This window comes from Streptococcus sp. 27098_8_22 (assembly GCF_041432415.1).
Classification (GTDB): Bacteria; Bacillota; Bacilli; order Lactobacillales; family Streptococcaceae; genus Streptococcus; species Streptococcus pseudopneumoniae_M.
Map to the genome: position 1 here is coordinate 445,214 of NZ_JAPVZP010000001.1, position 21,872 is coordinate 467,085.

Genomic DNA, 21,872 nt, shown 5'->3' on the forward strand with positions numbered 1-21,872 from the left:
AGCAACAGATTTTCTAAAAGAATACTGCGGGAAAACGCTTTTATTTTGGTTCTTAAAAAAAGACCTAACAAACCTAGTTTGTTAAGTCAAAATTTTGATTATTCTTGACGCTGACCAAAGTCCTTAATCATCTGATCCATTTCCTCACGACTTTGTGTCGTTAGCATATAGAGAAAGTCTCCTTGCAATTCAGCAAAGGCTGCAGGCATGATTTTCTTAACCTTAAATTGCTGACCGTATTTGGCGAGCAAGTCTTCTTCTGAATAAACATAGTTGGCATTGGCGCGACGAGATGTTGCCAAGCAGTACAGGGGCTCGAATTGTGAAGCAGGGAATGGCTCACCCGCAACGATCGCTGCATAGCCCTTGTACAAATCAAAAGAATGGGCATAGTTATAAACATCAATGGTGAAGCCACCCGCTGGACGGTTGTTATACTCAATGGCAATATAATCATCACCCTCACGGAAGAACTCGATATGGAAGAATCGTTCTTTCATACCAAATTCCTTGACAATAGCCTCACCATATTTACGAAGTTTTGGATCCATCTCTTTGAGAACGTAATAAGAATTGTCCATCTTATAAATCATGAGATCAAGCGGTGTGTGGGCATAGTCAAAGGTCGTAGAAAAGACGATATTTCCATTTCTATCTACCAAACCATCGAAGGTACAGATTTCACTAGAGGTGACAAATTTTTCAAAGAAATAAACGGTTGAATGGTCCCATTCTGCCTTGAAATGATTGATATCCTCTTCTGTTTCAAGCTTGAAGGTTGCTGCCGCTCCCACTCCATTGTCAGGTTTGGCAATCATAGGAAGGCCGATTTCTTTCACGGCTTTGTCAACATCTGCTTCTGTTTCAATGACAGCACCTGGAACCACTGGAACTCCAGCTTTCTTGAAGAATTTCTTCATTTCAGACTTGAACTTAGTCTTCTTAAGGTCTTCTGGCTTGGCACCAAAAACATTGAACTGTTCACGAAGAGCAGCATCCAACTCTAGCCAGTGTTCATTGTGAGATTCGATACGGTCAATTGGACCATGCTTATAAAAGAGAAAGGCAACTGCACGTTTAACTTCATCAATATTTTCAAGATTATCAACACGGAAATACTCAGTCAAGCTATTGCGCAGTGGCTCATCTAGTTGTTCATAGGGTTCTTGCCCAATCCCTAGAACGGTGATTCCTTTATTGGCTAGCTCAATACTAAACTGTTGGAAATTTTGTGGGTAATAGGGTGAAATTACAAGATAATTCATAAGCGACTCCTTTTATAGACTCATGTGACCGAGGAAGTATGGCATTTGTTTGCGCCACCATCCCCAGTCATGGGCAACATCGTGCCCCCATTCTGCAAACCAGGCAGGAATTTGTTTTTGGTCAAAGGCTTCTTTTAACTTGTAGTAAGAAGGCAGGCCATCATGCTCCCAAGCACCTAAGCCAGTACAAATCACAATCTCAGCCTGACGGTAACGGTCAATAAACCAACCATCATTTTGATTCCAGATATAGTCTACTGGTGAATTCTGATAGATAGCATCATCGTTGTAGTAGTCACCTACAAAGAAACGCGCATCATAGACACCACTGAGGGCGATTACCTTGGTAAAGACATCTGGATGCTGAAGGAAAAAGTTAAGTGCATGATAGGCTCCCATAGAGCAGCCTGTCGTCATCATGCCGTCGAACCAGCCTGTCTTGTGCTTGATAAAAGGAATGGCTTCTTCAATAACGTATCGCTCATAAGCACGGTGCATTTCAGCTTGGTCATGACCATTTTTCCATGTTGCTAGCCAACTTTCACTATCGACACTTGAAAGGGTAAAGAATTGCACTCGACCTTCCTCGATAAAGGATGCACATGCATCAATCATGCCAAAATCATAGTATTCATTGTGGCTACCACCTGAGGAAGCAAAGACAACCACTGGGATACCTGCGTGTCCGTAACGATTAACATACATTTCACGGTTAAGATGACCACTCCAGTGGCTAAGATGTTCAATATTCATATCCTGTCTCCTTTATACTAATTACCAATTTTCTGCAAAAAAGCGTAGGCAAGCTGGAAGATTTTCTGACCATGGCACTTCATGGTGAATGGCTCCAGCCTGAACCTTGAGTGAAAGATTCTCCAACTGCACTCCTCCCGCTATCAAATCATGATAATAGCGAAGGGAAGAATCGATATAGGCCTGCTTAATATTGCCAGCCATGAGAGTCTTATCTGTGTCATCTGCTTCTTCCGTACCAACATAGATAAAGACACGCTGGTCAGGCAATAGTTTTTTTCGCTCGATATAGCGATCAAAGGCTTCTTGGTGAAGCCAGTTAGCTGATGAAAAAACTCCCAAACATCCAATCTGATCCTGATACTCCAAGCCAATAAACTGGGTAATATTGCCACCTAGAGAAGATCCAACCATAGCAGTGTGCTTGCGATCAGACTTTGTCCGATAGTTTTCGTCGATAAAGGGTTTGACCACTTCCATGACAAACTCAGCGTACTCGACTCCCTTACCACCAAATTGTTGGCCAGGAATATTGGACTCTTGGAATTTCCATGCCGCATACTCATTCATCCGTCCAAGTCCATCATTATCAATAGCCACAACAATCATACGACTGATATCTGGATTTCGCTTGATGGCAGGAATAATCTTCCAAGAATGTCCAACGTAAGATTCCTTACTATAAAAGATGTTTTGTCCATCGTGAAAATACACAACTGGGTAGCTTCTATCCGTGTCTTTATCATAGTTTTTGGGGAGGAGAACACGTACCCGGCGCTCCTTACCTGTGTAAGGAACCACTAATTTATGCTCTCGCATTTTTAGATAAAAATAAGATTGATTCATTGTCAGAAAACTCTCTATATTCAAAATTTTATCTTATTATAGCACAAAAATAGAAAAAAAGTCAGTTTCCGTCTAAATTTAGAACAAAAAACTAACTTTTTCTACTTATTTTCTCTATTCTTCTGGTTTTTCTAATTAGAGGAGATCGTCAATTAGCTCATCAACTGCATCCTTCTCAGCTTGAGGCGTAATTTCAGTAATCATGATTCCTGCTACTGCACGTTCAACCAGACCTTCGACATCCATACGTGTTTCATACTGCTCTGCATTCTTAATCTTTGGATTTGTCTTCGGACGATCGGGTGCAAAAATCGTACAACAATCTTCAAAGGGCTGGATAGAAATTTCAAAGGTATCAATTTCTTGCGCAATGTCAATGATTTCTAGCTTATCCATAGTCACAACTGGACGGATAATTGGTGTATTAGTCACCGCATTGATAGCCTGCATACTCTCCAGGGTTTGGCTTGCCACCTGACCAAGACTTTCACCATTGATGATGACCAAACCATTTCTCACTTCACGGATACGGTCCGTAATGCGCATCATAAAGCGGCGAGTCAGAGTCATGAGATAAGCTTCTGGAGCCTTAGCCTTAATCTCTTCTTGAATCTCCGTGAAAGGTACTTCGATAAACTGGATATTGCCACCAAATTTAGTCAATTTACGGGTCAAATCTTGGGCTTTTTTGAGGGCACCTGGACTGGTATATGGTGGACTAGCAAAGTGAACAGCTTCGATATCCACTCCACGTTTTAGAGCTAGATAACCAGCTACTGGTGAGTCAATCCCACCTGACAACATGAGCATGCCTTTCCCTGAAGTTCCAACCGGTAAACCACCAGCTCCTCGAATGGTTTCATAAGAAAGATAGGCCGCCTCTTCACGAATCTCCACCTGAAGATTGATGTCAGGATTTTTCATTTGTGCTTGTACATTGGGAATGGCTTCAAATACTGCACCACCAAGAGTTTGGTTCAACTCACGACTGTCTAACTCAAAGTTGTGGTCGCTTCGCTTGCTTGAGATTTTAAAGGTCATACCTTCCTTGTAGATGTCCTTCATAATCTCTTGGACAGCAGATTTCAGAACTTCTACAGATTTTTCAACCTTGTATACTGGCGAAAAGTTTTGAATCCCGAAAACTTGCTTGAGTGACTCGGCAACTGCTGTGTAGTCGGCACCATTTAGATAAGCATGGGCACGATCGCGGTCTGCTGTCACTTTGACTTGAGGATAAATGGACAAAACGTCTGAGATATTATTACGTAGTTTATTGATGAAACGCATCCGGTTTTTACCCTTGGTTGAAAGCTCTCCGTAGCGAATCATAATTTCTGAATACTGCATGAATGCTCCTATCTTACTTTTCTAGTTTGATTGTAAATTAATTTTAGTTTAGTCAAAAATTGCTCAACTTGACTCATGTCATTTTCTAGGTCTAGGCTGAGGCGTACTGCTGACTGGGCTTTATCCTTTTCAATCCCCATGGCAATCAGGGTCCCAGCAGGTTTCCCAGCCTTGGACGAGCAAGCTGATGTTGTAGAAATGAAAATATCATAGTCTTCAAAAGCATGAACGATGACTTCCCCACGAACTCCCTTAATTCCGAAGGTCAGAATATGAGGAGCAAAGTCTTCCTCACCTGAGAAAACAAAAATATCTGGATAATCAAGAAGAGCCTGACGGATGACTTCCTTCATCTGACTCGTTTTGTTAGAAAACAATTCCAATCTTTCCATAGCTAGACGCAGTGCCTTGGCTGTTGCTGCAATTCCTGCTACATTCTCAGTTGTTGAACGATAGTCACGCTCTTGGCCACCACCAGTTAAAAGCGGTGTAATTTTCTTGCCAGACTTGATATAGACAAATCCAACACCACGAACTCCGTGGAATTTATGACTAGAGAAGGTCGCAAAATCCACTCGGTCAGTCAAATACTTTTCTGTCGGAATCTTAGCTAAAGCTTGAACCGCATCAACATGGAAGGAAATCGTTGGTTTATCAGCTAATAGTTCTGAGATAGCTTCAATAGGCTGGATTGAGCCGATTTCATTGTTGACTGCCATAACAGAGACTAGCGTTGTATCAGGACGAAGTAGGTTTTCTAAAGCAGTTACATCTACAAATCCTTTTTCATTTACAGGTGCAAAATCCACTTCAAACCCTTGAGTCTTGAGCCAGAGAACCGACTCCTTGACTGCTGGGTGCTCAATAGCTGACACAATAATGTGTTTACCAAATTGCGCTTTTTCAAAAGCCACACCTTTGATAACCCAATTATCCCCTTCAGTCCCACCAGAGGTAAAGAAGATTTCTTCGCTTTTCTTGCCAATCAAATCTGCAATCTGCTGTCGAGAAGCTTCTAAAATTCTGCTAGATTGGTCTCCCAAACGATGGAGACTTGAAGGATTTCCTATAATCTTTGAAGCAACCTGCATATAAGTCTCTAACGCTTCAGGGTATGGCTTGGTCGTTGCCGAATTATCAAAGTAAATCATGGTTTCTCACGCTTTCTAAAATCACTCCTTCTATTGTATCACGAAACAGTTCAGGCGACAAGAAAGGCAATTCAGGTTCATTTAAGTTTTTTTTAAAGATTTTCGGTATAATGAATTTTAGTAAAGGAGAGATATTATGTCTAATTATCGTAGAACATCAAAACCTAAAACGGAACACATCAAAAAAGGATTTACTGTCTTTCAAAAAACGATTGCTACTATCGGTAGTATTCTGGGGCTAATTACTGCAAGCATCACCATCATGAATGCTATGAATAATAACAACAATAACAACAATAATAACTCTAAAAAAGAAACTACGACAACCCAGACAACTGTCATAAAAGAGATTCAAAAGGAATCCCCTCAAGAGAACACTACTCCCAACAAGGATAATACTTCTACAAAAGAAAACACACAAGAAGAAACAACAACTCAATCTAGTAGCAGTGAAGAAAGCAAGAAAGAAGATACTAGCAGTAAACAAGAACAACCGACTGCTCCTTCTTCTAGCACTCAAACAACAGATACAAAAACGTCTACTACTAATGGAGCTTCCTAAAAGAACTATCTAATACTCTTCAAAAATCTCTTCAAACCACGTCAGCTTCGTCTTGCCGTATATTTGTTACTGACTTCGTCAGTTCTATCCACAACCTCAAAACAGTGTTTTGAGCAACCTACGGCTCGCTTCCTAGTTTGCTCTTTGATTTTTATTGAGTATAACAGCCAGTGATTGAATCGCTGGTTTTTTTCATGGTTCATTATCAATCCCATAAAAAAGCGAACAAGACCAGATTCTGTTTATCAGAAAACTAGTTTTGTCCGCTTTTTATAATCGAGATTAGTCTCTTGATCCAATCTCTATGACTTGGATGCTATAACATCATTTTATTCGTCTTCTTTTTTCTTTCCCATTGCAAAGAGACCAAGTAATGCTCCTACAAGACCTACGGCTGCAAGGCCAGCATTTTCTTTAGTACCTGTCTCTGGGAGCTTGTATGGATGACTTGCAGGTGCTTGGTAGGTCTTATCTTGTGACATAGCAAGAGCTACAAGAGACTGCTCATCTGTGTATTCTGGAATTTCATGGATTGCTCCTTCTGCCCCATTAACACCAGCTGTGAATTCTGGACTTACTTCTTGAACAGTTGCTGCTTCACCATTCACTCCACCAGTAAACTCTGGGACTTCATGAACAGCTGCTTCGGCACCATTCACCCCACCAGTATATTCTGGAACTTCATGAACAGCTGCTTCTGCTCCATTGACACCACCTGTGAATTCTGGGACTTCTACTACTGGTGCTGGAATCTTGTCTGCTTCTGTTGTAGCTTCAGTATACTCTGGTACTTCATGGATAGCCGCTTCGACACCATTTACGCCACCTGTGAATTCTGGGACTTCTACTACTGGTGCTGCTTCATCACCTGCTGTGCCAATAGCTTCAGTGTACTCTGGAACTTCATGAACAGCTGCTTCGACACCATTTACGCCACCAGTAAATTCTGGGATTTCTACTACTGGTGCTGGTTCGTCACCCTTACTTGTAGTTGGAGCTGGTTTCTCTGGTTCTTCTGGAAGCTCTTGGTGGAAGGTCGTCATTTCGTAAAACTCAGGTTTGCCACCTTCCCAAACGAGTTTGACATCCAACAATGGCGCTTTTTCTCTCACTGCAAATGTTTGGAAGCTTGAGGTAATTGCTCCTAGATCTGTCCAAGCTCCGTCTCTATCTGCTTTCAAAGTGCGAGCAAGCACACGAGCTTTCACTCCTTGAGGAATACTTGAAACAAGTCGGATATGGTTAGCAGCTGTCGGTTCTGACAAGTGGTAAACAAGTTCTCCTTGTTCTTTCTCAGCCTTGTAGCTTGTTAAGACTTTACCATCAACAATATTAGTGTAAAGGTTGCCTTGGCTTTCACCGCTGTTTCCTTCTACAGTAGGGTCATTGATTGGTTTTACGAATTCGCCATCATTGATCACCAACTCAGTGAAGCCTACAAAACGAGCATCATAGTCTGCTGTAAATAGAACACGGAGATAGTTGGCTTTAACTGGGCTTGAAAGTTCACCCTCGATATAGCGATTTCCTGGCATCTTAGAATCATGTGTCCAGCCATCTGTCAAGGAATCATCACGTGTTTCATTAGCAAGGCCGTCACCAACTGTCACAACATCTGTCCAAGTCTTACCATCTTGACTGACTTGAATCTTACCATCACGGAGATAGTTTTGAGTGCCGTCTTGGATGTAAGCTCTAATCTTCTTGATGTCACGTTCGCTACCAAGTTTCAAGGTGATATGACCGTCTTTACGAGCATAGTCTGAAAACTCTACAAAGTTATTGTAAACACCATCGAATAATTGATCCAAGTTCTTGATCTTACGAACGTCATTTCGACCGTATGTTGGGTGGATTCCCATTGATGTAGAATCAAGTGTTGTTGGTTGAACTTCTTTTGTCTGAACGAGTAGTGATGTCGCTGTCACTGCTTGTTCTTGGTCAGTTTTATTAATCAAACGAACATAACGTACCAAGGACTTATCTGTCACTTGATCAGCTGGATACCATTCTTGAGCATTTGGAGAGTATTCCAAGTTGAGGGATGGATTTTCTGTACCAAGTGCTTGAATGCTTTCAGCTTGGTGCAGACGATCAAGTTTCATACCCAAGTAGCTATTAGCTGGAAGCTTAGTTCCGCTTGGAATTTGTAGGTCATAACGGCCTAGGCTGTCATAAACTGGAGTTGACTTCAAGCTTTCAACGTTTGTATCAGTCAATTCGCTATTGCCTGCACGTGTTTCAACTGAGAAGTCAGCGATACGCCACCATAGATTGATATTCTTGGTGTTGCGAACACGAACGTAGCGAGCTGAAATTGGAGTTTCGATTTCTTTTGTTTGTTCACCAGTCAAGCGATCCAATTCTTGCCATGAGCTACCATCTGCAGAATATTCAAGAACACCTTCTGCTAATTTATCTCCTGATCCTTGAACCAGACGAACCTTGGTCACAGGTTTAACTTCACCCAAGTCAAGTTGTACCCAACCATTGACTGGAGTTGTGTCTGTTCTATCAGCATTTGCAAGCATGGCTTCAGTATTATCACGTCCATCTGTAATCTGTCCAACTGTTGTGTTGTACTTGTACATAAGATTTGGACTGATAGTCACAGTAGCTGACTGTTTAGCACGAGTAACTTCTACAGGGCGGTTAACAGCAATTTCTCTTACCGCAAACCAAGTGTTTCCACGATCTGAAGTCGCAATCATGCGAACAGCTTTAGCGTTGATGTTGAGGTTTTCAAATTTAAGCAGAGGCTCATTACCAGTGTAGCTTGGTTCTGAAAGGGTTACCCACTCATCATTTTCATTGAGATACTCAACCTTAGCGTTGTTGAAGGTATCACGAGGATTTGCTTGAGTTCCCATTGCAAAGGTCAAGTTTTGAACTGAAACAGCCTTATTAAATTTCAAACCAATATAGTCACCAGTTTGGATGCTGTTTGGTGATTTGATAAGGGCATGTGTTCCTAAATCTCCGTCAGTTACTTCAGCAAGTCCACCTTCGACACCGGTACGGTTTGTGATAAAGGTACTAATGACTTGGTCAGGATGCAAGGCTTTTTGAACTTCTGTTGCAAGGATTTCACGAAGTCCAAGCAAGAATGGACGGATATGTTGAACACCCAACTCAGCTCTCTCATCATGGTCTACATAATGGAAGGTATGAGTTTGTGATTGTTCGTAGAGTTTCAAGCCCTTGTAATAGCTATCCCAAAGTTTTGCAGAATCATTCGTAGCAATAGCTTCTGTACCATCAAGAAGAGCACTCAAGGCGTCCATTTGGTCAATAGTATTATCCAACCAGTAGTGGATTTGAGCACGCATCTTTTCATCACCAGATGCTTTATAAAGTTGTGCTGCAGCTTTTAGTTTAGCAAATTCTGCACGCAAGCCTTCACGCTCTGCACCGACATCTTGACCTGCTTTTAGCTTAGCCATGAAGGCATCCAATTTCGGTGCAAGTTCAACAGACTCTTCCAACTTCACAACACGACCATCCATGTTTTGGTTGATCATATGTTTACCAAGCTCACGGAAGGCAACTGATGCTTCGCTATCTGTAAACTTACCAGTTTCAACAAAGTTGAAGGCGATGTCATTTACTTTCTTAGCTTCTTCTTCAGACTTCCATTGTTTCCATGCATACTGAGCTGCAGAGAAGAGGGCAATCTTAGAAGGCTCAGATTGTTGCATTGGGTTCAACATGATACCTGAGAGGAGACTTGGGTCTACATTTGGATGAAGGAATTTCTCACCGCCACCCAAGATCAAGTGCTGTTTAGAGTTATCTGTAACAGGCCAGTTTACCCATAGAGAAACTGGTCGGTAGGTCTTACCTCCTGCAGTCAGGTTATTCTTAAGGTTAGAGAGGAAGCTTTCAGACACTTCACCCCAAATCTTACCACCAGTAAGGGTCATTGATGCTGAACTTGGAAGATTTTCGTTGAGTGATTTCAACTCATCTTCACGTCCATTACCCCAATATTGACCTGGGACGAAAATCATTTCCTTACGAAGACCAACATAAGTTGCTTGTTTTTCAGTCAACCAATCTGTCATGTCCTTCATCAAGCGGTTGTAGCTATTGTAGCCACCAACTGGACTTGGAGCATCATCGGCTAGAATACCGAACTCACGGACACCGACATCCATCAATTGAGTGAATTTAGCCTTAATGGTTTCCAAATCTTGTTGGTAATCAGCATCGTTGCCAAAACGGATACGGTTGTTCATGAATGGGTGGATGGTCCAAACATAACGAGTCTTGTTTTGGTTTCCGACACGTGCCAATTCACGGATTTCAGCTAATTTTTCTTCTGGATAAAGTTCACGCCATTTCTTGTTGTGGTATGGATCGTCTTTTGGTGCAAAGAAGTATTGAGTCAACTTCAAGTCACCACCATAGCGCATCAATTCAGCACGATCAGCATTGCTCCAAGGGTTACCATAGTATCCTTCGATAAAGCCACGGTTCTTAATTTCAGCGAAGTCTTCAACTGTTACATTACGCAAGACTGGAGCTTCACTTTCATTAAGCATGTGTTTGAGAGTTGTCAAACCGTAGAAGACAGCATCTGTATCCTTACCGACGATAGAGATTGTATTGTTCTTGATAGACAAGGCATAGGCATCAATCTTATCAAAGAGTCCTTGAGAAATGCCAGACACTTCTTTTTCAGCCTGTGAATTTTGACCATGAACACCAAGGTAGATGTTGGTAGCACCTGCCACTGCTGTTTGACTGCTTGTGTAAGAGATTTGATGATCTTGTAGGACACTCTTCAAGCGGTTACGAGTATAGATATCTAATTGATCGCCCATGACAAGATTAACTTGTTTATGGAGTTTCGTAACACCTTCATCGTAAGTTACTTTTTGTGGTGTTGGGAAGACCTTGTACTCTTTCTTGAGATAATCTTGACTTTGGGCTGCTGCAGCAACTGCCTCGTCGCTTGTAGGTTTCGTAGCTACAAAGCTATCAGCAAGTTCAGTTGTCCCATCACCCATTTCCTCAACTTTAGGTTTTTCTGGAGTTTCAGGTTTTTCTGGTGTCACAGGTTTTTCTGGACTAACTGGTTCTTCTGCTTTGTTAGTAGAAACTGGTTTCAGAAGTTGAATTTCTGCAGCACTACCAAATCCTGCAGCACCTGCTAGAACTTTAAATTCTACCTTATCGGTTTCAATGGCATCAAAGTTAACTGTTTTCTCTTTAGCATTGTTTTCCCAAGTTCCTGAAGCAACTTTAACCATTTGACCATCTTTTTGAGCATAGATTTCGTAAGATGTCACGACTCCGTTACCACCACCTGGACGTGGAAGATAGGTCAAACCATTGACTGTTTCACTTGCTTTCAAGTTCATTGCAACTGTGAATGGGGCTTGATGTCCAGACCATTTTGAATGCCAGAAGGTATTTGGATCATTGTCAAAGGCTTTTTCTACTGGACCTTCTGCATTGGTACCTGGTAATTCCTGACTAGTTGCAGAAACTGTAAAATGATCATTTGGAATCAAACGTGGATTGACGAATGCTTCATTTGACAACTCAGCACTATGCAAGATTCCTTTGAAGCCACCGATTGTTTCAAGTGGAAGTACCAAGCTATTGTGAGCCAAACGTGGATTGGCTGGATTTGCAATCCGTTCAACCTTTTCACCGTCCACATAAACTTCTGTTACTTGTGGTTTGGTTACAACAGAAATTTGATAGCGTTTATTCTTTTCAAGTTTCTTGTTGAATTGGATATGGAATTGTTCAAAAGTATAGGCAAGATAACCATCCTTATCCGCAAGATAGAGTTGGTTGTTTCCACTTGTTGAGAAGGTTTGTTGGCCATCACCAGTCACAGTCACATCCAATTTCAAGACATGACTTGGTCCAGCATCACCAACTAGGCCTTCGATAGTGCTATCTTTTTCGAAGTTCAAACCTGCTTCAGTCTTCTGTACTTTCTTAGCAAGATAATCTTTGACAGTCTCAGGATTAATCTTGAACAAGTCTTCTTCAGCTACGGTCTTATCTGGATTAGATTGAGGTGCATAAACACTTGCTGGTTGAATACGGTCTGCATAGGTCTTTGCTGCACGGTCTGAACCCCAGGTGCGTTCTGCAGTAGACTGCATACTCTTGAAGAAACGTTTAAAGATATCGTAAGAAGTGAGTCCAGTTTCATGGAGATCAATATTATCATTCCAAACCGCATGACCACCACCAAGGATATTTGGATTAGAGGCTTCTAGGCGTGGGCCTCCCCCTGTTGAGAAGTCATTTGGTGTCCAGCGATTATATTGAGTTTCATAGTTTGCATAATCCCCATAACCACCTTGACTATTGCTTCCACTTGGAACACTATAGGTTGGAATATCTGTGATATTGATAATTTTAGCACCTTGAGCAATGGCAGCTGCTGGTCGTTGCCAACCAATACTCCAGATATCAACTTCTACATCTTTCCAATCAACAGGCGTAGTTCCTTGTTTGGCACTGAGTGAACCCCAAATACGAGGTGTTAGGCCTTTGCCTTTGATGTACTGGATCATATCATTGACATAGCGACGATAGCTTTCTGGACTTCCATAGTACTCATCTGTACCGATATGAACTGTAGATACGCCATGAAGCGGTGCGTCTTCACCATCGAGCAATTTATCATAGACTGATTTGACAAAAGCGAGCGTTTCTTCGTACTTGTTATCTAAGTCCAACATAGCTACACGTTCTACATTGTGTTTTCTCGCACTAAGTTGACCCTTGTACATCAAGTCTGGACGGACCTTAACAAATGAAAGGGCGTGACCTGGTGTGTCAATTTCAGGAACAAGGTTGATATGCAAAGCTTTTGCCAACTTGATGATTTCTTGCATTTCTTCCTTAGTGTAATACTCGTCAGATGTTAATTTTTCACCATTTTCACCGACAACATCAGTCTCTACACGGAAGCCTGTCTTAGCATTTTTAAGAACATAATCCAGTTCCTCTTGAGGAGTAAGATTTTTCCCTGCTAAATGATCTTTTAAGAAGATATAGTTATCATTCAAGTGCAACTGCAAGTCGTTCATCTTGTAGTAGGCCATGTTTAGCATGATATCTACAAGCGTATCATAAGGGATAAACTTACGACCTGTATCTAGCATAAAACCACGATGGCTAAAGCTTGGGAAGTCACGGATTTCTCCATTTTGCAAATCATTTTCGCCCATTTGAAGAAGGGTACGTGTAGCATAAAATGCTCCTGCATTGGTCGCAGCTTCTACGGTGATAACTCCATCTTTAACAGTGATACCATAGCCTTCCTTGCCATAGCCCTTGTCTTCAACCTTTTTAAATTCGATCCGTTTCTCAGCTTCTTGACCACCAAGAGCAAGTTCTAGACCACGACTAGTAAGGTCTAACTGATACATATATGCTGCTTGATCAAAACCTGAATCACCCAGAGAAATTACTGAATTTGCTGTAATTGAAGTTTTACCTTCAGTTCCATACCATTGTTGAACTGCTGGAGCAACTGCTGGTTTATTGCCAACGCCTTCGTCTGTATGCAAGCCTTTAATGACTACTTCAAATTCTTTTGTGAAAGTATGCGTATCCTTGACTTGTTGGACCATGACCTTAACAGTTTGATCTGTTAAGGGTTTATAGATTTTGTTATTAAGATCAACAACTCCCTGTTTGTTGCTACCAATCAAGCTAACTTGACCAGGTAACTTAGGCAAGACAAGTGATTTCCCATCTTCAGCAACAGCTAATTCTGTCACTTGGCGAATATCTGTTGGTTTGCTAGCGTCTGGAACGTTTGAGTAAGCTCGAATTTCTTGAATCCCAACATTTTTCCAGTTCATTGTACCTGCTTGATAATCTGTAATTTCAAGTTTAAGGTATTTGGCTTGGATAGCTTCTTTCAAGTCAATTTTTTCATCAAGAAGAGGATTTCCTGTTCTTTGATAGGCCAACTTCCATTCTTTAACTCCTGATCCATTCACATCATCCTGGCCAGCGTAATAGAGGTTCCATGATTTGATATTTGGATCATTTTGTTCACCACGAACGCGGCGGTCCCAATCAATCTCCACATGCTTAATCACTGTTGTCTTTTCAAGTGTAAATTCGATGGTTGGTTTCTCAACGTTCTGATCAGTAGCCCAGCGAGTTTCAGGTTTTCCGTCAATTGCCTTTTCTGCTGTGTATTGTGTGTTGGCTTCATGGTTTGATGCTGTAGCAGAAGCTTTTTCTAAATGATTGACATCTGGTGTTTCGACCAAATCTTTGGTTACTGGCTTTTCAGCTGGTTTAGCTGCTGGAGCTACTTCTTCTTTTGGAGTTGCTGCTGGTTTTGGAGCTGCTTCTTCCTTAGGAGCAGGAGTTTCAGTTGGTTTTGGAGTAGTTGTTTCAGCTGCAGTTGCTTCAGTTTCTGACGCTGCAGGTTGACCATCTACAGTTCCAGCACTTGCTTCTGCTTTTTCAATAGCTGCTGCTATATCTGCTGGCAGTTTATCCAGAGGCTGAGCTTGTGTTATTGTTCCTTCTGTCTCAGCAGTTCCTTCTGTTTCAGCAGCTTGAACCATACCAGCTCCAAAGATACTGGCACCAATCATAACAGAAGCTGCGCCGATTGTAAATTTACGTATACTGTAATGACACCGTTTCTCAAAAAAATGTTTTCCCATTTTTTCCTATTTCCTTTCACACGCTCACAAGAGTAAGCGTTCTCATTCCCCTTTAGAAAAAGAGAGGACCTAGAGGGTCCTCTCTGGGTTTCCTTTTTCTCCACTACAATAAATGTGGAATCTAAGCTCTCTTTTAATGAAAACTTTTTTGTATTTTAATCTTCTTTTCTTTTTGCAAGAAATAGAGCAGACATTGCTAGACTGAGACTGGCAAGGAAGAAGAGATGCTCTGACTTGCTTGTACCAGTTTCTGGAAGTTTATCCTTCGCTTCTTGTTTAGCTGCTACTTCCTTCATTTCTGGTTTAGCAGTATCAACTGATTTCTGATCAAGTTTTTGTACTGCAGCATCCTGTGGTTTATGATCCAGTTTCTCTGTTGATGGAGTCTGTACTTGACTTCCAGGTTCCTCAGTTAATGGAGTTTGTGGTTTATGCCCTGGCTCTCCTACTGATGGCGTTTGTGGTTTAGAAATTTGTTTATAAACTACTGCAAAGTGTCCTAGCTGACTAGTTGTAAACTCAACTACACCTTGACCATTTGTAAAGCTTACTGCTTCACCCGATGCAGTGTAATATACTCCAGCTACTTCACCAGAAACTGGAAGTCGAACGAGCACTACACCCTTCGCTTGAACTTCATGCTTATCTTTATCAACTAAATGAAGAGCATAAGCATCAAATTTCACACCTTGTAGACTTTGGTCTGTTACTTTTTGAACTTTAAGATTAAGATCTGTAGCCAAATCTCTTGCAAGTCCTGCAACTACAACTCCTGTAGTCTTATCTGACAAGACTCGAACACCTTCAGTTGGTTTGTCTACTGTAGGTGCAGCTTGGTCACCTGCTGTTCCGATTGCACCTGTATACTCTGGAACTTCGTGTACAGCGGCTTCAGCTGCATTCACACCTCCAGTAAATTCTGGAACTTCATGGATAGCCACTTCATTTCCTGCGGTTCCTTCAACTTCACTATACTCTGGAACTTCATGAACAGCGGCTTCAGCTGCGTTCACTCCTCCAGTAAACTCTGGAAGGTCATTGATAGCTGCTTCAGCGCCATTTACACCACCTGTGAATTCTGGAAGGTCAACAACTGGCGCAGCTTCGTCTCCCTTGCTTGATGTTGGAGTTTCAGGTTTAGGTTCTGGAGTTGGTTCTGGATCTGGAGTTGGGGTAGGTGTTTGGTCTTTCAACTGGTCGAGATAATCTGCAAAGAATTCAAGCATTCTATTTGTCAAGAGATGATTATCTGTTGCAAATTTCATGCTGGCAACAACACTTGCTACTTCCTCTTGATTGCTCTTATCAGTCAATTTTTGAGCTTTAGCCAAGGCCGCTTCATAGGCTGCTGTATCAAGACCTGTTTCAGCAACTTGCGGACGAGCAAAGATCAATTCTGCAGCTGATTGATATTGGTTTTCTGTATCACCGTAGGTTCTTGTTCCAGTTAGAACAATCTTCTTAGCCTTGATAGTCTTACCAAAGTCAATATCTTTTGGTTTATTATTGTTAGCCCAATTGGTTGCATTGAAGGTATGTTCCTTACCTGTTTCATCCGTTACTACAAGAGTAACATCTTTCAAGTTACCATTTGAACCTGAACCACGTGGAACATAACGGAAGCCTGTGATTTCAGTTGGTTCCTTCAATACCATAGTTGCTGGTTTGCCAACATCTCCTCCGCTCCATGATGTATGCCATAGACTTGACACGTTGCCATCAAAGGCATTTTCAAGACCTTCACCAGCCTGAGCAGGAGCTGTAAGACTTGCAAAGTCATCTGCTACAAGAGCTGTTTTCTTCATCACTAAAGCGTCTTTAAGAGCATTGACCTTAGCAATTTCAGACTTAGCTTCTTCGACACTAATATCATCGTCTGCTTGGCTGAGGTTGAAGACTGCTTCTTTCAAAGCATCCATTGTTTCTTTGGTGTAGTTAGTCATGGCTACAGTTGGAAGATAGTTCTTGACAGCATTTTCTGTCATCATCTTACCAGTCAAGACAATCTCTTCGATTTGAAGTCTATCCATGATGAAGTCATTGTAACCACGGAAGTTAGCATTACCACCAGAATCTCCACGTGTGTTGCTTGCATTGCCTGTAGAGTAGATACCTACCCATGTATCGCCAGTTTCAGCACCTGTCACGAGGAAGGTTGCACGTTTCGCTTTTTGAGAATCTGTCCATGTATTTGGCAATTCATGCACTTCCATATTGCTCGTTTGACCAGATTGGAATTCTCCCTTGCCGACTACAAAGGCATAAGTGTTGTCAGAACCAGCTTCATAGTCAAATGTGATACGGTAGGTCTTGCCTGCTTCAAAGCGGAAGTTTTGTGGAATTGTTTGATAAACCAAGTTTCGACGACTTACGAGACCATTTGTCTTGAGTGACCAATTTCCTTCGATAACGTCATCAACTTTCTTGCCATTCCAATCACGTTGTGTGTATGGACCATGTTTTTCAGATAAGTGAGTACGGTTGTCTTCAACACCTTCGATACCACCGATGACAAATGGGAAGATACCTTGGCCGACATTTTCAAAGTCTTGTTTGAAAACGCCTGTTGCAGTATCATGACCGTCACCGTACATATTTGATTCATTTTCAAAAGTACGGATTTCATCAAAGTAAGTTGCTTCATCGCCTGCTTCACGACTCAAGGTCAAGGTTACATTTGATACATCTGAACCTGTTGTAAAGAAAGCATACATGTTTTGGAAATAACTTGTGTTATCAACCGTTGCATTGCTTCGACGAGTATTGTGAGCATAGGCTTTTACATAGTTGAGAGCGAGTGACTTGTTGGTGTAGTTGGTTACTTCTTTTTCACCAGTATTAACAGTAATACTTGCTTTAGCATTACTACGGTTGTCTACACCGACATAGACTGCGTATTTAGTATTTGGCTTCAAGCCAGTCAATTTTTGAGTGAGACTAACTTTTTCTGTATTGCCTTGGATGCGGAGCATTTGGTTTGCACCTTGAGACTTCACGATTTCAGCCTTAGAAGCATCTCCCGAAATCTTCCAATGATCCAAAGATTCACTGTTAAATCCTTGGTCATAGATATGCATTCCTTCACTCCATGACATTTCAGGATTTGTTTGTTTAGAACGATAGAGAACATATGGCTGATTTGCAGTGAGGTCAAGGGTAATCTTACCATCTTTCACGGCAACTTCTTTTTCCTCAGTTTTACCTTGGTCAGTTAGTTTATAAAGGTAAACCTTACCATTTGCCCAGTCGCTAGGAAGTGTCCAAGTTGTTGCACCTGCTTCAGTATTGAAGTAGTACATTTTTTCCTTGTCACTTTCAAGCTTATTACCATTTGCATCCCAGTTCCAAGGTGTCAAGTAGGCTGAACCATCTTGAATCACACGATCGTTAAGCGTAACAATTCGTTCACGATATTGTGGACTGTTGACATCATTGGATTTACGAGTTACAACAACCTTGTTATTTGCAGCATCGACCAACTCGACTTTCATTTCTGGAGTCCATTTATAGGTACTACCATTGTCAGTCATGGTTACTGGTTTGCCATCTTCCCATTTGCTGACTGTGAAGTGTTGGAAGTACTTAGTCATAACGTCATGAGCAAACAAGTTTGTTACATAACCGTTATAGTCACTTCGTCCTTGCCATCCTTCAAAGTCCTTCATACTATAACCGCCTAGAAGTGGGTAGTCAGCTGCACCACCATAACTTCTGTAGTCACCAACCCAAGAATCTTTTTGGTGGTTACGGATAAAGCGAGTAATAGCACTGTTAATACCTTTATTTGTATAGCCACCGTAGGTCAAATCAGCTGCCCAGTGTTGGAAGGTAGAATCATATTCACCACCATGGCCCCACTCAATAGCAAAGCGCCAACCTTGTTTGTTAATTTCTTTCGCAATAACGTGAGTTGCCCAGGCACCGTTGTCACCTGATTGACCGTTACCCCATACATCGACGTAGATGAAGTCTAGACCTTCGCCCAACTCTTTCTTCAACTCTTCCCAACGAGCTAGACGCCCATGAGCGAGGTCATAACCAGCATCAATGTTGATACCTTGGTCAAGCCAGTTCCAACCGTAGCTATAGCTACCATCTGCATTTTTACGAAGAATATCTTCATTAAAGTATTTAGACTCAGGATAGGTTTCTGAAGCATTAACGTGGATACCAAGGTGGGCACCATATTTCTTAGCTTTCTCAATAAGAGTCTTAAAGTCTTCAACACCACCGATACGTTTACCGATGTCCGCGTAGTTCAAGTGACCAGAGTCATGTCCTTCACTTCCGTATCCCTTAAGAAGTACACCTTGACCAAGACCATCGGTGTGGAGGTTAATCTTCTTGATACCATCCAAGGTCATGAGGAATGGGTTTTGCGCTTGTGAACCAAAGTTCATAGCGATACGGTAAGCTGTAATGTCTTTAACTTTTTCCCAACCTTGAGGGTTGTTCATGATGCTACGGTAAGCAATCGCACCATCTTGCCAGTCAACCTTATGGTCAGCATTGGCATCTTCAGTGATGACAACTTTTGCACTTGGAAGTTCTTGAGTGTAGGCTGGGAATACAACTCCATTGTGGGCTTTTTCCCATTGCCATTCAGAGCTATGAATTTCCACATAGTTGGCATTGCCAATCGTATTCTTGTAAGCTGTCAAACGTGTCCAATCGTAAGAACCACCACCATAGCTATTTTGCGAGTTACTCCATACACCAGCAGCGAGTTTATCTGTTGAAACAAATCCGTACATATAGCCTTTGGCTAATTCTTTCATTGGATTTGTTACTTCGATATGGTCATCACCACTGACGTGAGTGTTGTTTGACATGGTTGCCCCATCAAACTTAGCTCCTGCTTGGTCGCTAGAAACAGATACCAAGGCATTTCCTAGGAAGCTGATGGAAGAAAGTAATTTACGTTCGTCATCAATCTTTTGTCCTGGTGTCACTTGGTTATGGTTGACAATCTTAGTCACATCAAAATGAAGTTGGTTATCTACCACTTGCAAACGAACGGTCATATCTGCATTGATGAGATTTTCCTCATCACGGAGTTTCATTTCATACTCAGCAGTCGTTGCATTGACCTTCTTATAGGTAACTTCAGGAGTTACGGCGTGCTTGTTAATCACAACTTGATTAATCGGTTGCACTTGACCTGGAAGTTTGTTGCCATTAAGGACATATTCTTTAATACGTGGGAAGGCTTGGTCAATGACTGCTTTCAATACTGTAGATTCGATAGTGTCGTACTTGACATTGCTATCATCTACTGTGTCGCCCTTTTCTTTTTCAGCGGCTTCTTGATTGTTTTTCACACCTTCTTGGTCATCAGTTTTGACATTGACAATTGTTCGTTCGCTACTGTTATAAGTTCCAGCTTTAAGAACAATTTTCTTCTCATCTTTGAGTTTGTCATTTACTGCAGATGGCAAGGTCACTGTGTCAAAGAGTTTGACATCATTGTTAGTTGCATTGAGTTGTCCATCTGATTTAAGGCTGACCGTCAAGTGGTTAACAGAACCATTTACCGGTGCTGCAACACGTCCACCTTGGTACCAAAGTCCACTTCCGTTTGTCTTGTATTCCCAGAACCATCCGCCTTGGTCATACCCTACAAAAACATTGTTATCAGTATCTTTAAATTTCATGAAGACACCAAAACGAGACTTGCCTGTTTCAGATTCTTCTTTAAAGGTCAAATCAACTGTGGCATTCCCATTAGCATCGACTGTCAAACCATCTTTTTCAAACAAGGCTGGTTTCTTACCATTGTCATTTTGAGCAGTTGAAGCTAGTTGGTTATAACGAACTCCATTTTCTTCACGGATTGTTACTGTTCCCTGTTGGTCTTTATTCTCAACCGTTTTCCATTCTGGAGTCACTTCTTTTGATTCAGCAGGTTTATTTTCTGCTGGTTTGTTTTCTGCTGGCTTATTGTCAGCTGGTTTTTCTTCTTGAGGTTTATCCTCTTTTGGTTTTTCTTCCTTGTCCTCAACTTGTTTATCGAGAGCATCTAGACCAGCTGGTTTCGTTGTTTCAATACCCTTGATGTAGTTTTGAATCCATTCTAGCTGAGCAGGTGAGAAGAGTATACCACCACTACGTTTACCAGATACACCATTTTGGTGAATACCAATCAATTTCCCATTTTCATCGAAAATGCCACCACCACTGGCACCTGGTTCACTTCCTTGATAGCTAATTCCACGAACACCTTCTCCGTGATTATTAATATCCTCAACAGTTGTATTCAGAATCGGATCAAGCTCTCCTTTTGGATATCCAAATACATGGACCTTATCTCCTACCTTAGTTGTCGCAGGCTTATCAGTCACTTCAACAGGCGCATTTGCGAGAGGTGTACGAAGCTTAACGATTGCCAGGTCATTTTTATACCCTTTGAGGAATCCTTCACGATCCCAGTGTTTCACATCATTTTTACTGAATTTAACGTCTGGTGCCCCTTGATAAGAAATTGTGTAAACATCTTCATCACTTTCAACATTATCAGCTACCTTACGATTATTGCCATCCGGAACATCTTTGATAAAGTTATGAGAAACAGACAAAACGAGATTTTCCCCGATAACGATACCACTACCGAGCCCAGCAGGGCTTTTAATTTCGACAGTCGCACCGTAGTTTAATTCTCCATTTTTTGTTTTAGCAACATCTTCTGGGACTAAGCTTTTATCTTCTTTTTCTAGTTCTTCTTTTGAGGCAGTGCGGCCATTTTCTTCAGCCTTATCAAGTTTTCCACGTAGTTCTTCAGGAAGAGTATCTGAAGCTGCTGAGCTTGTTGCAGTTTCTTTTTCTTTTGCCAGCAATTCTTCTTCAGTCTTTGGTCCTTCAGTTACTTCAGGAGAGCCTTGGTCTTCACCAGGTTTTGGTGCTTCAAAGTCATGCCCATCATCCTCTTTAGCATTGGCAAGAGCTGCCGCCAAATCAGCTGGCATAGTCGCTGTTGAACCTGTTTGTGCAGAATCTGCGAGAACAGTGCTAGTTCCAAAGAAAGCTGCACCAATCATAACAGAAGCAACCCCTAATGAAAATTTCCGAATACTATATTTGCAACGTTTTTCAAATAATCCTTTATCCATCGGTTTTTTTGTTCCTTTCAGTTTACCAAGTAAGCGTTTGCATTTTATTTTAAAAAAATATCCTCCTCAATTTTTAAACACTTCTGGATAAACATATAATTTTTTCTATACCAAATTAATATATCAAAAACAGTTTAAAAAATCAATAGTTTAATAGGTAAAACTAGTAA

At 41.4% G+C, this 21,872-nt stretch carries 8 protein-coding genes and 1 pseudogene; 1 reads left to right on the plus strand and 8 read right to left on the minus strand.

The features are described from left to right. Window positions 1-98: 98 nt before the first annotated feature. From O3633_RS02280 to O3633_RS02300, 5 genes are all read right to left on the minus strand, one after another. Window positions 99-1,265, minus strand: a complete 1,167-nt coding sequence (locus O3633_RS02280; RefSeq protein ID WP_371620233.1) for an ATP-grasp domain-containing protein — start codon at window positions 1,263-1,265, stop codon at window positions 99-101. 12 nt (window positions 1,266-1,277) lie between these two features. Further along, the gene (locus O3633_RS02285) at window positions 1,278-2,018 is read right to left on the minus strand and encodes an esterase family protein (RefSeq protein WP_371620234.1); all 741 of its coding nucleotides are present in this window, start codon (window positions 2,016-2,018) and stop codon (window positions 1,278-1,280) included. A gap of 21 nt (window positions 2,019-2,039) precedes the next feature. Beyond that, a complete protein-coding gene (locus O3633_RS02290; RefSeq protein ID WP_371620235.1) occupies window positions 2,040-2,864 on the minus strand; it encodes an alpha/beta hydrolase in 825 nt (274 codons plus the stop codon). A gap of 135 nt (window positions 2,865-2,999) precedes the next feature. Further along, on the minus strand, window positions 3,000-4,214 hold the full coding sequence (gene thiI, locus O3633_RS02295) for a tRNA uracil 4-sulfurtransferase ThiI (RefSeq protein ID WP_049503008.1): 1,215 nt from the start codon (window positions 4,212-4,214) through the stop codon (window positions 3,000-3,002). An 8-nt stretch (window positions 4,215-4,222) separates the two neighbouring features. Beyond that, window positions 4,223-5,365 (minus strand): cysteine desulfurase family protein, encoded by a 1,143-nt coding sequence (locus O3633_RS02300; RefSeq protein ID WP_371620236.1) that lies wholly within the window; start codon window positions 5,363-5,365, stop codon window positions 4,223-4,225. Between the two features lie 136 nt (window positions 5,366-5,501). Between O3633_RS02300 and O3633_RS02305 the strand changes: the two genes are divergently transcribed. Continuing rightward, window positions 5,502-5,927, plus strand: a complete 426-nt coding sequence (locus tag O3633_RS02305; protein ID WP_049530857.1) for a DUF6556 family protein — start codon at window positions 5,502-5,504, stop codon at window positions 5,925-5,927. A gap of 329 nt (window positions 5,928-6,256) precedes the next feature. Here the strand turns inward: O3633_RS02305 and O3633_RS10315 are convergent, their stop codons facing one another. The 3 genes and pseudogenes from O3633_RS10315 to O3633_RS02315 all read right to left on the minus strand — a co-directional run bounded on the left by O3633_RS10315 (window position 6,257) and on the right by O3633_RS02315 (window position 21,702). Continuing rightward, a complete protein-coding gene (locus tag O3633_RS10315; RefSeq protein WP_524539360.1) occupies window positions 6,257-6,586 on the minus strand; it encodes an SIALI-17 repeat-containing surface protein in 330 nt (109 codons plus the stop codon). Window positions 6,587-6,589: 3 nt separating this feature from the next. After that, window positions 6,590-14,596 (minus strand): annotated as a pseudogene (locus O3633_RS02310) (SIALI-17 repeat-containing surface protein); the annotation flags it as partial. A 155-nt stretch (window positions 14,597-14,751) separates the two neighbouring features. Further along, window positions 14,752-21,702 carry a SpGH101 family endo-alpha-N-acetylgalactosaminidase gene (locus tag O3633_RS02315; protein ID WP_371620238.1) on the minus strand — a complete coding sequence of 2,317 codons (6,951 nt, stop codon included), beginning with the start codon at window positions 21,700-21,702 and terminating at the stop codon, window positions 14,752-14,754. Window positions 21,703-21,872 lie beyond the last annotated feature (170 nt).

Bases quoted from the DNA above. Each gene is read 5' to 3' on its own strand.
- O3633_RS02305 (WP_049530857.1), top strand. From the start codon at position 5,502: ATGTCTAATTATCGTAGAACATCAAAACCTAAAACGGAACACATCAAA.
- O3633_RS02315 (WP_371620238.1), bottom strand. From the start codon at position 21,702: ATGGATAAAGGATTATTTGAAAAACGTTGCAAATATAGTATTCGGAAA.
- O3633_RS02300 (WP_371620236.1), bottom strand. From the start codon at position 5,365: ATGATTTACTTTGATAATTCGGCAACGACCAAGCCATACCCTGAAGCG.
- O3633_RS02285 (WP_371620234.1), bottom strand. From the start codon at position 2,018: ATGAATATTGAACATCTTAGCCACTGGAGTGGTCATCTTAACCGTGAA.
- thiI (WP_049503008.1), bottom strand. From the start codon at position 4,214: ATGCAGTATTCAGAAATTATGATTCGCTACGGAGAGCTTTCAACCAAG.
- O3633_RS02290 (WP_371620235.1), bottom strand. From the start codon at position 2,864: ATGAATCAATCTTATTTTTATCTAAAAATGCGAGAGCATAAATTAGTG.
- O3633_RS02280 (WP_371620233.1), bottom strand. From the start codon at position 1,265: ATGAATTATCTTGTAATTTCACCCTATTACCCACAAAATTTCCAACAG.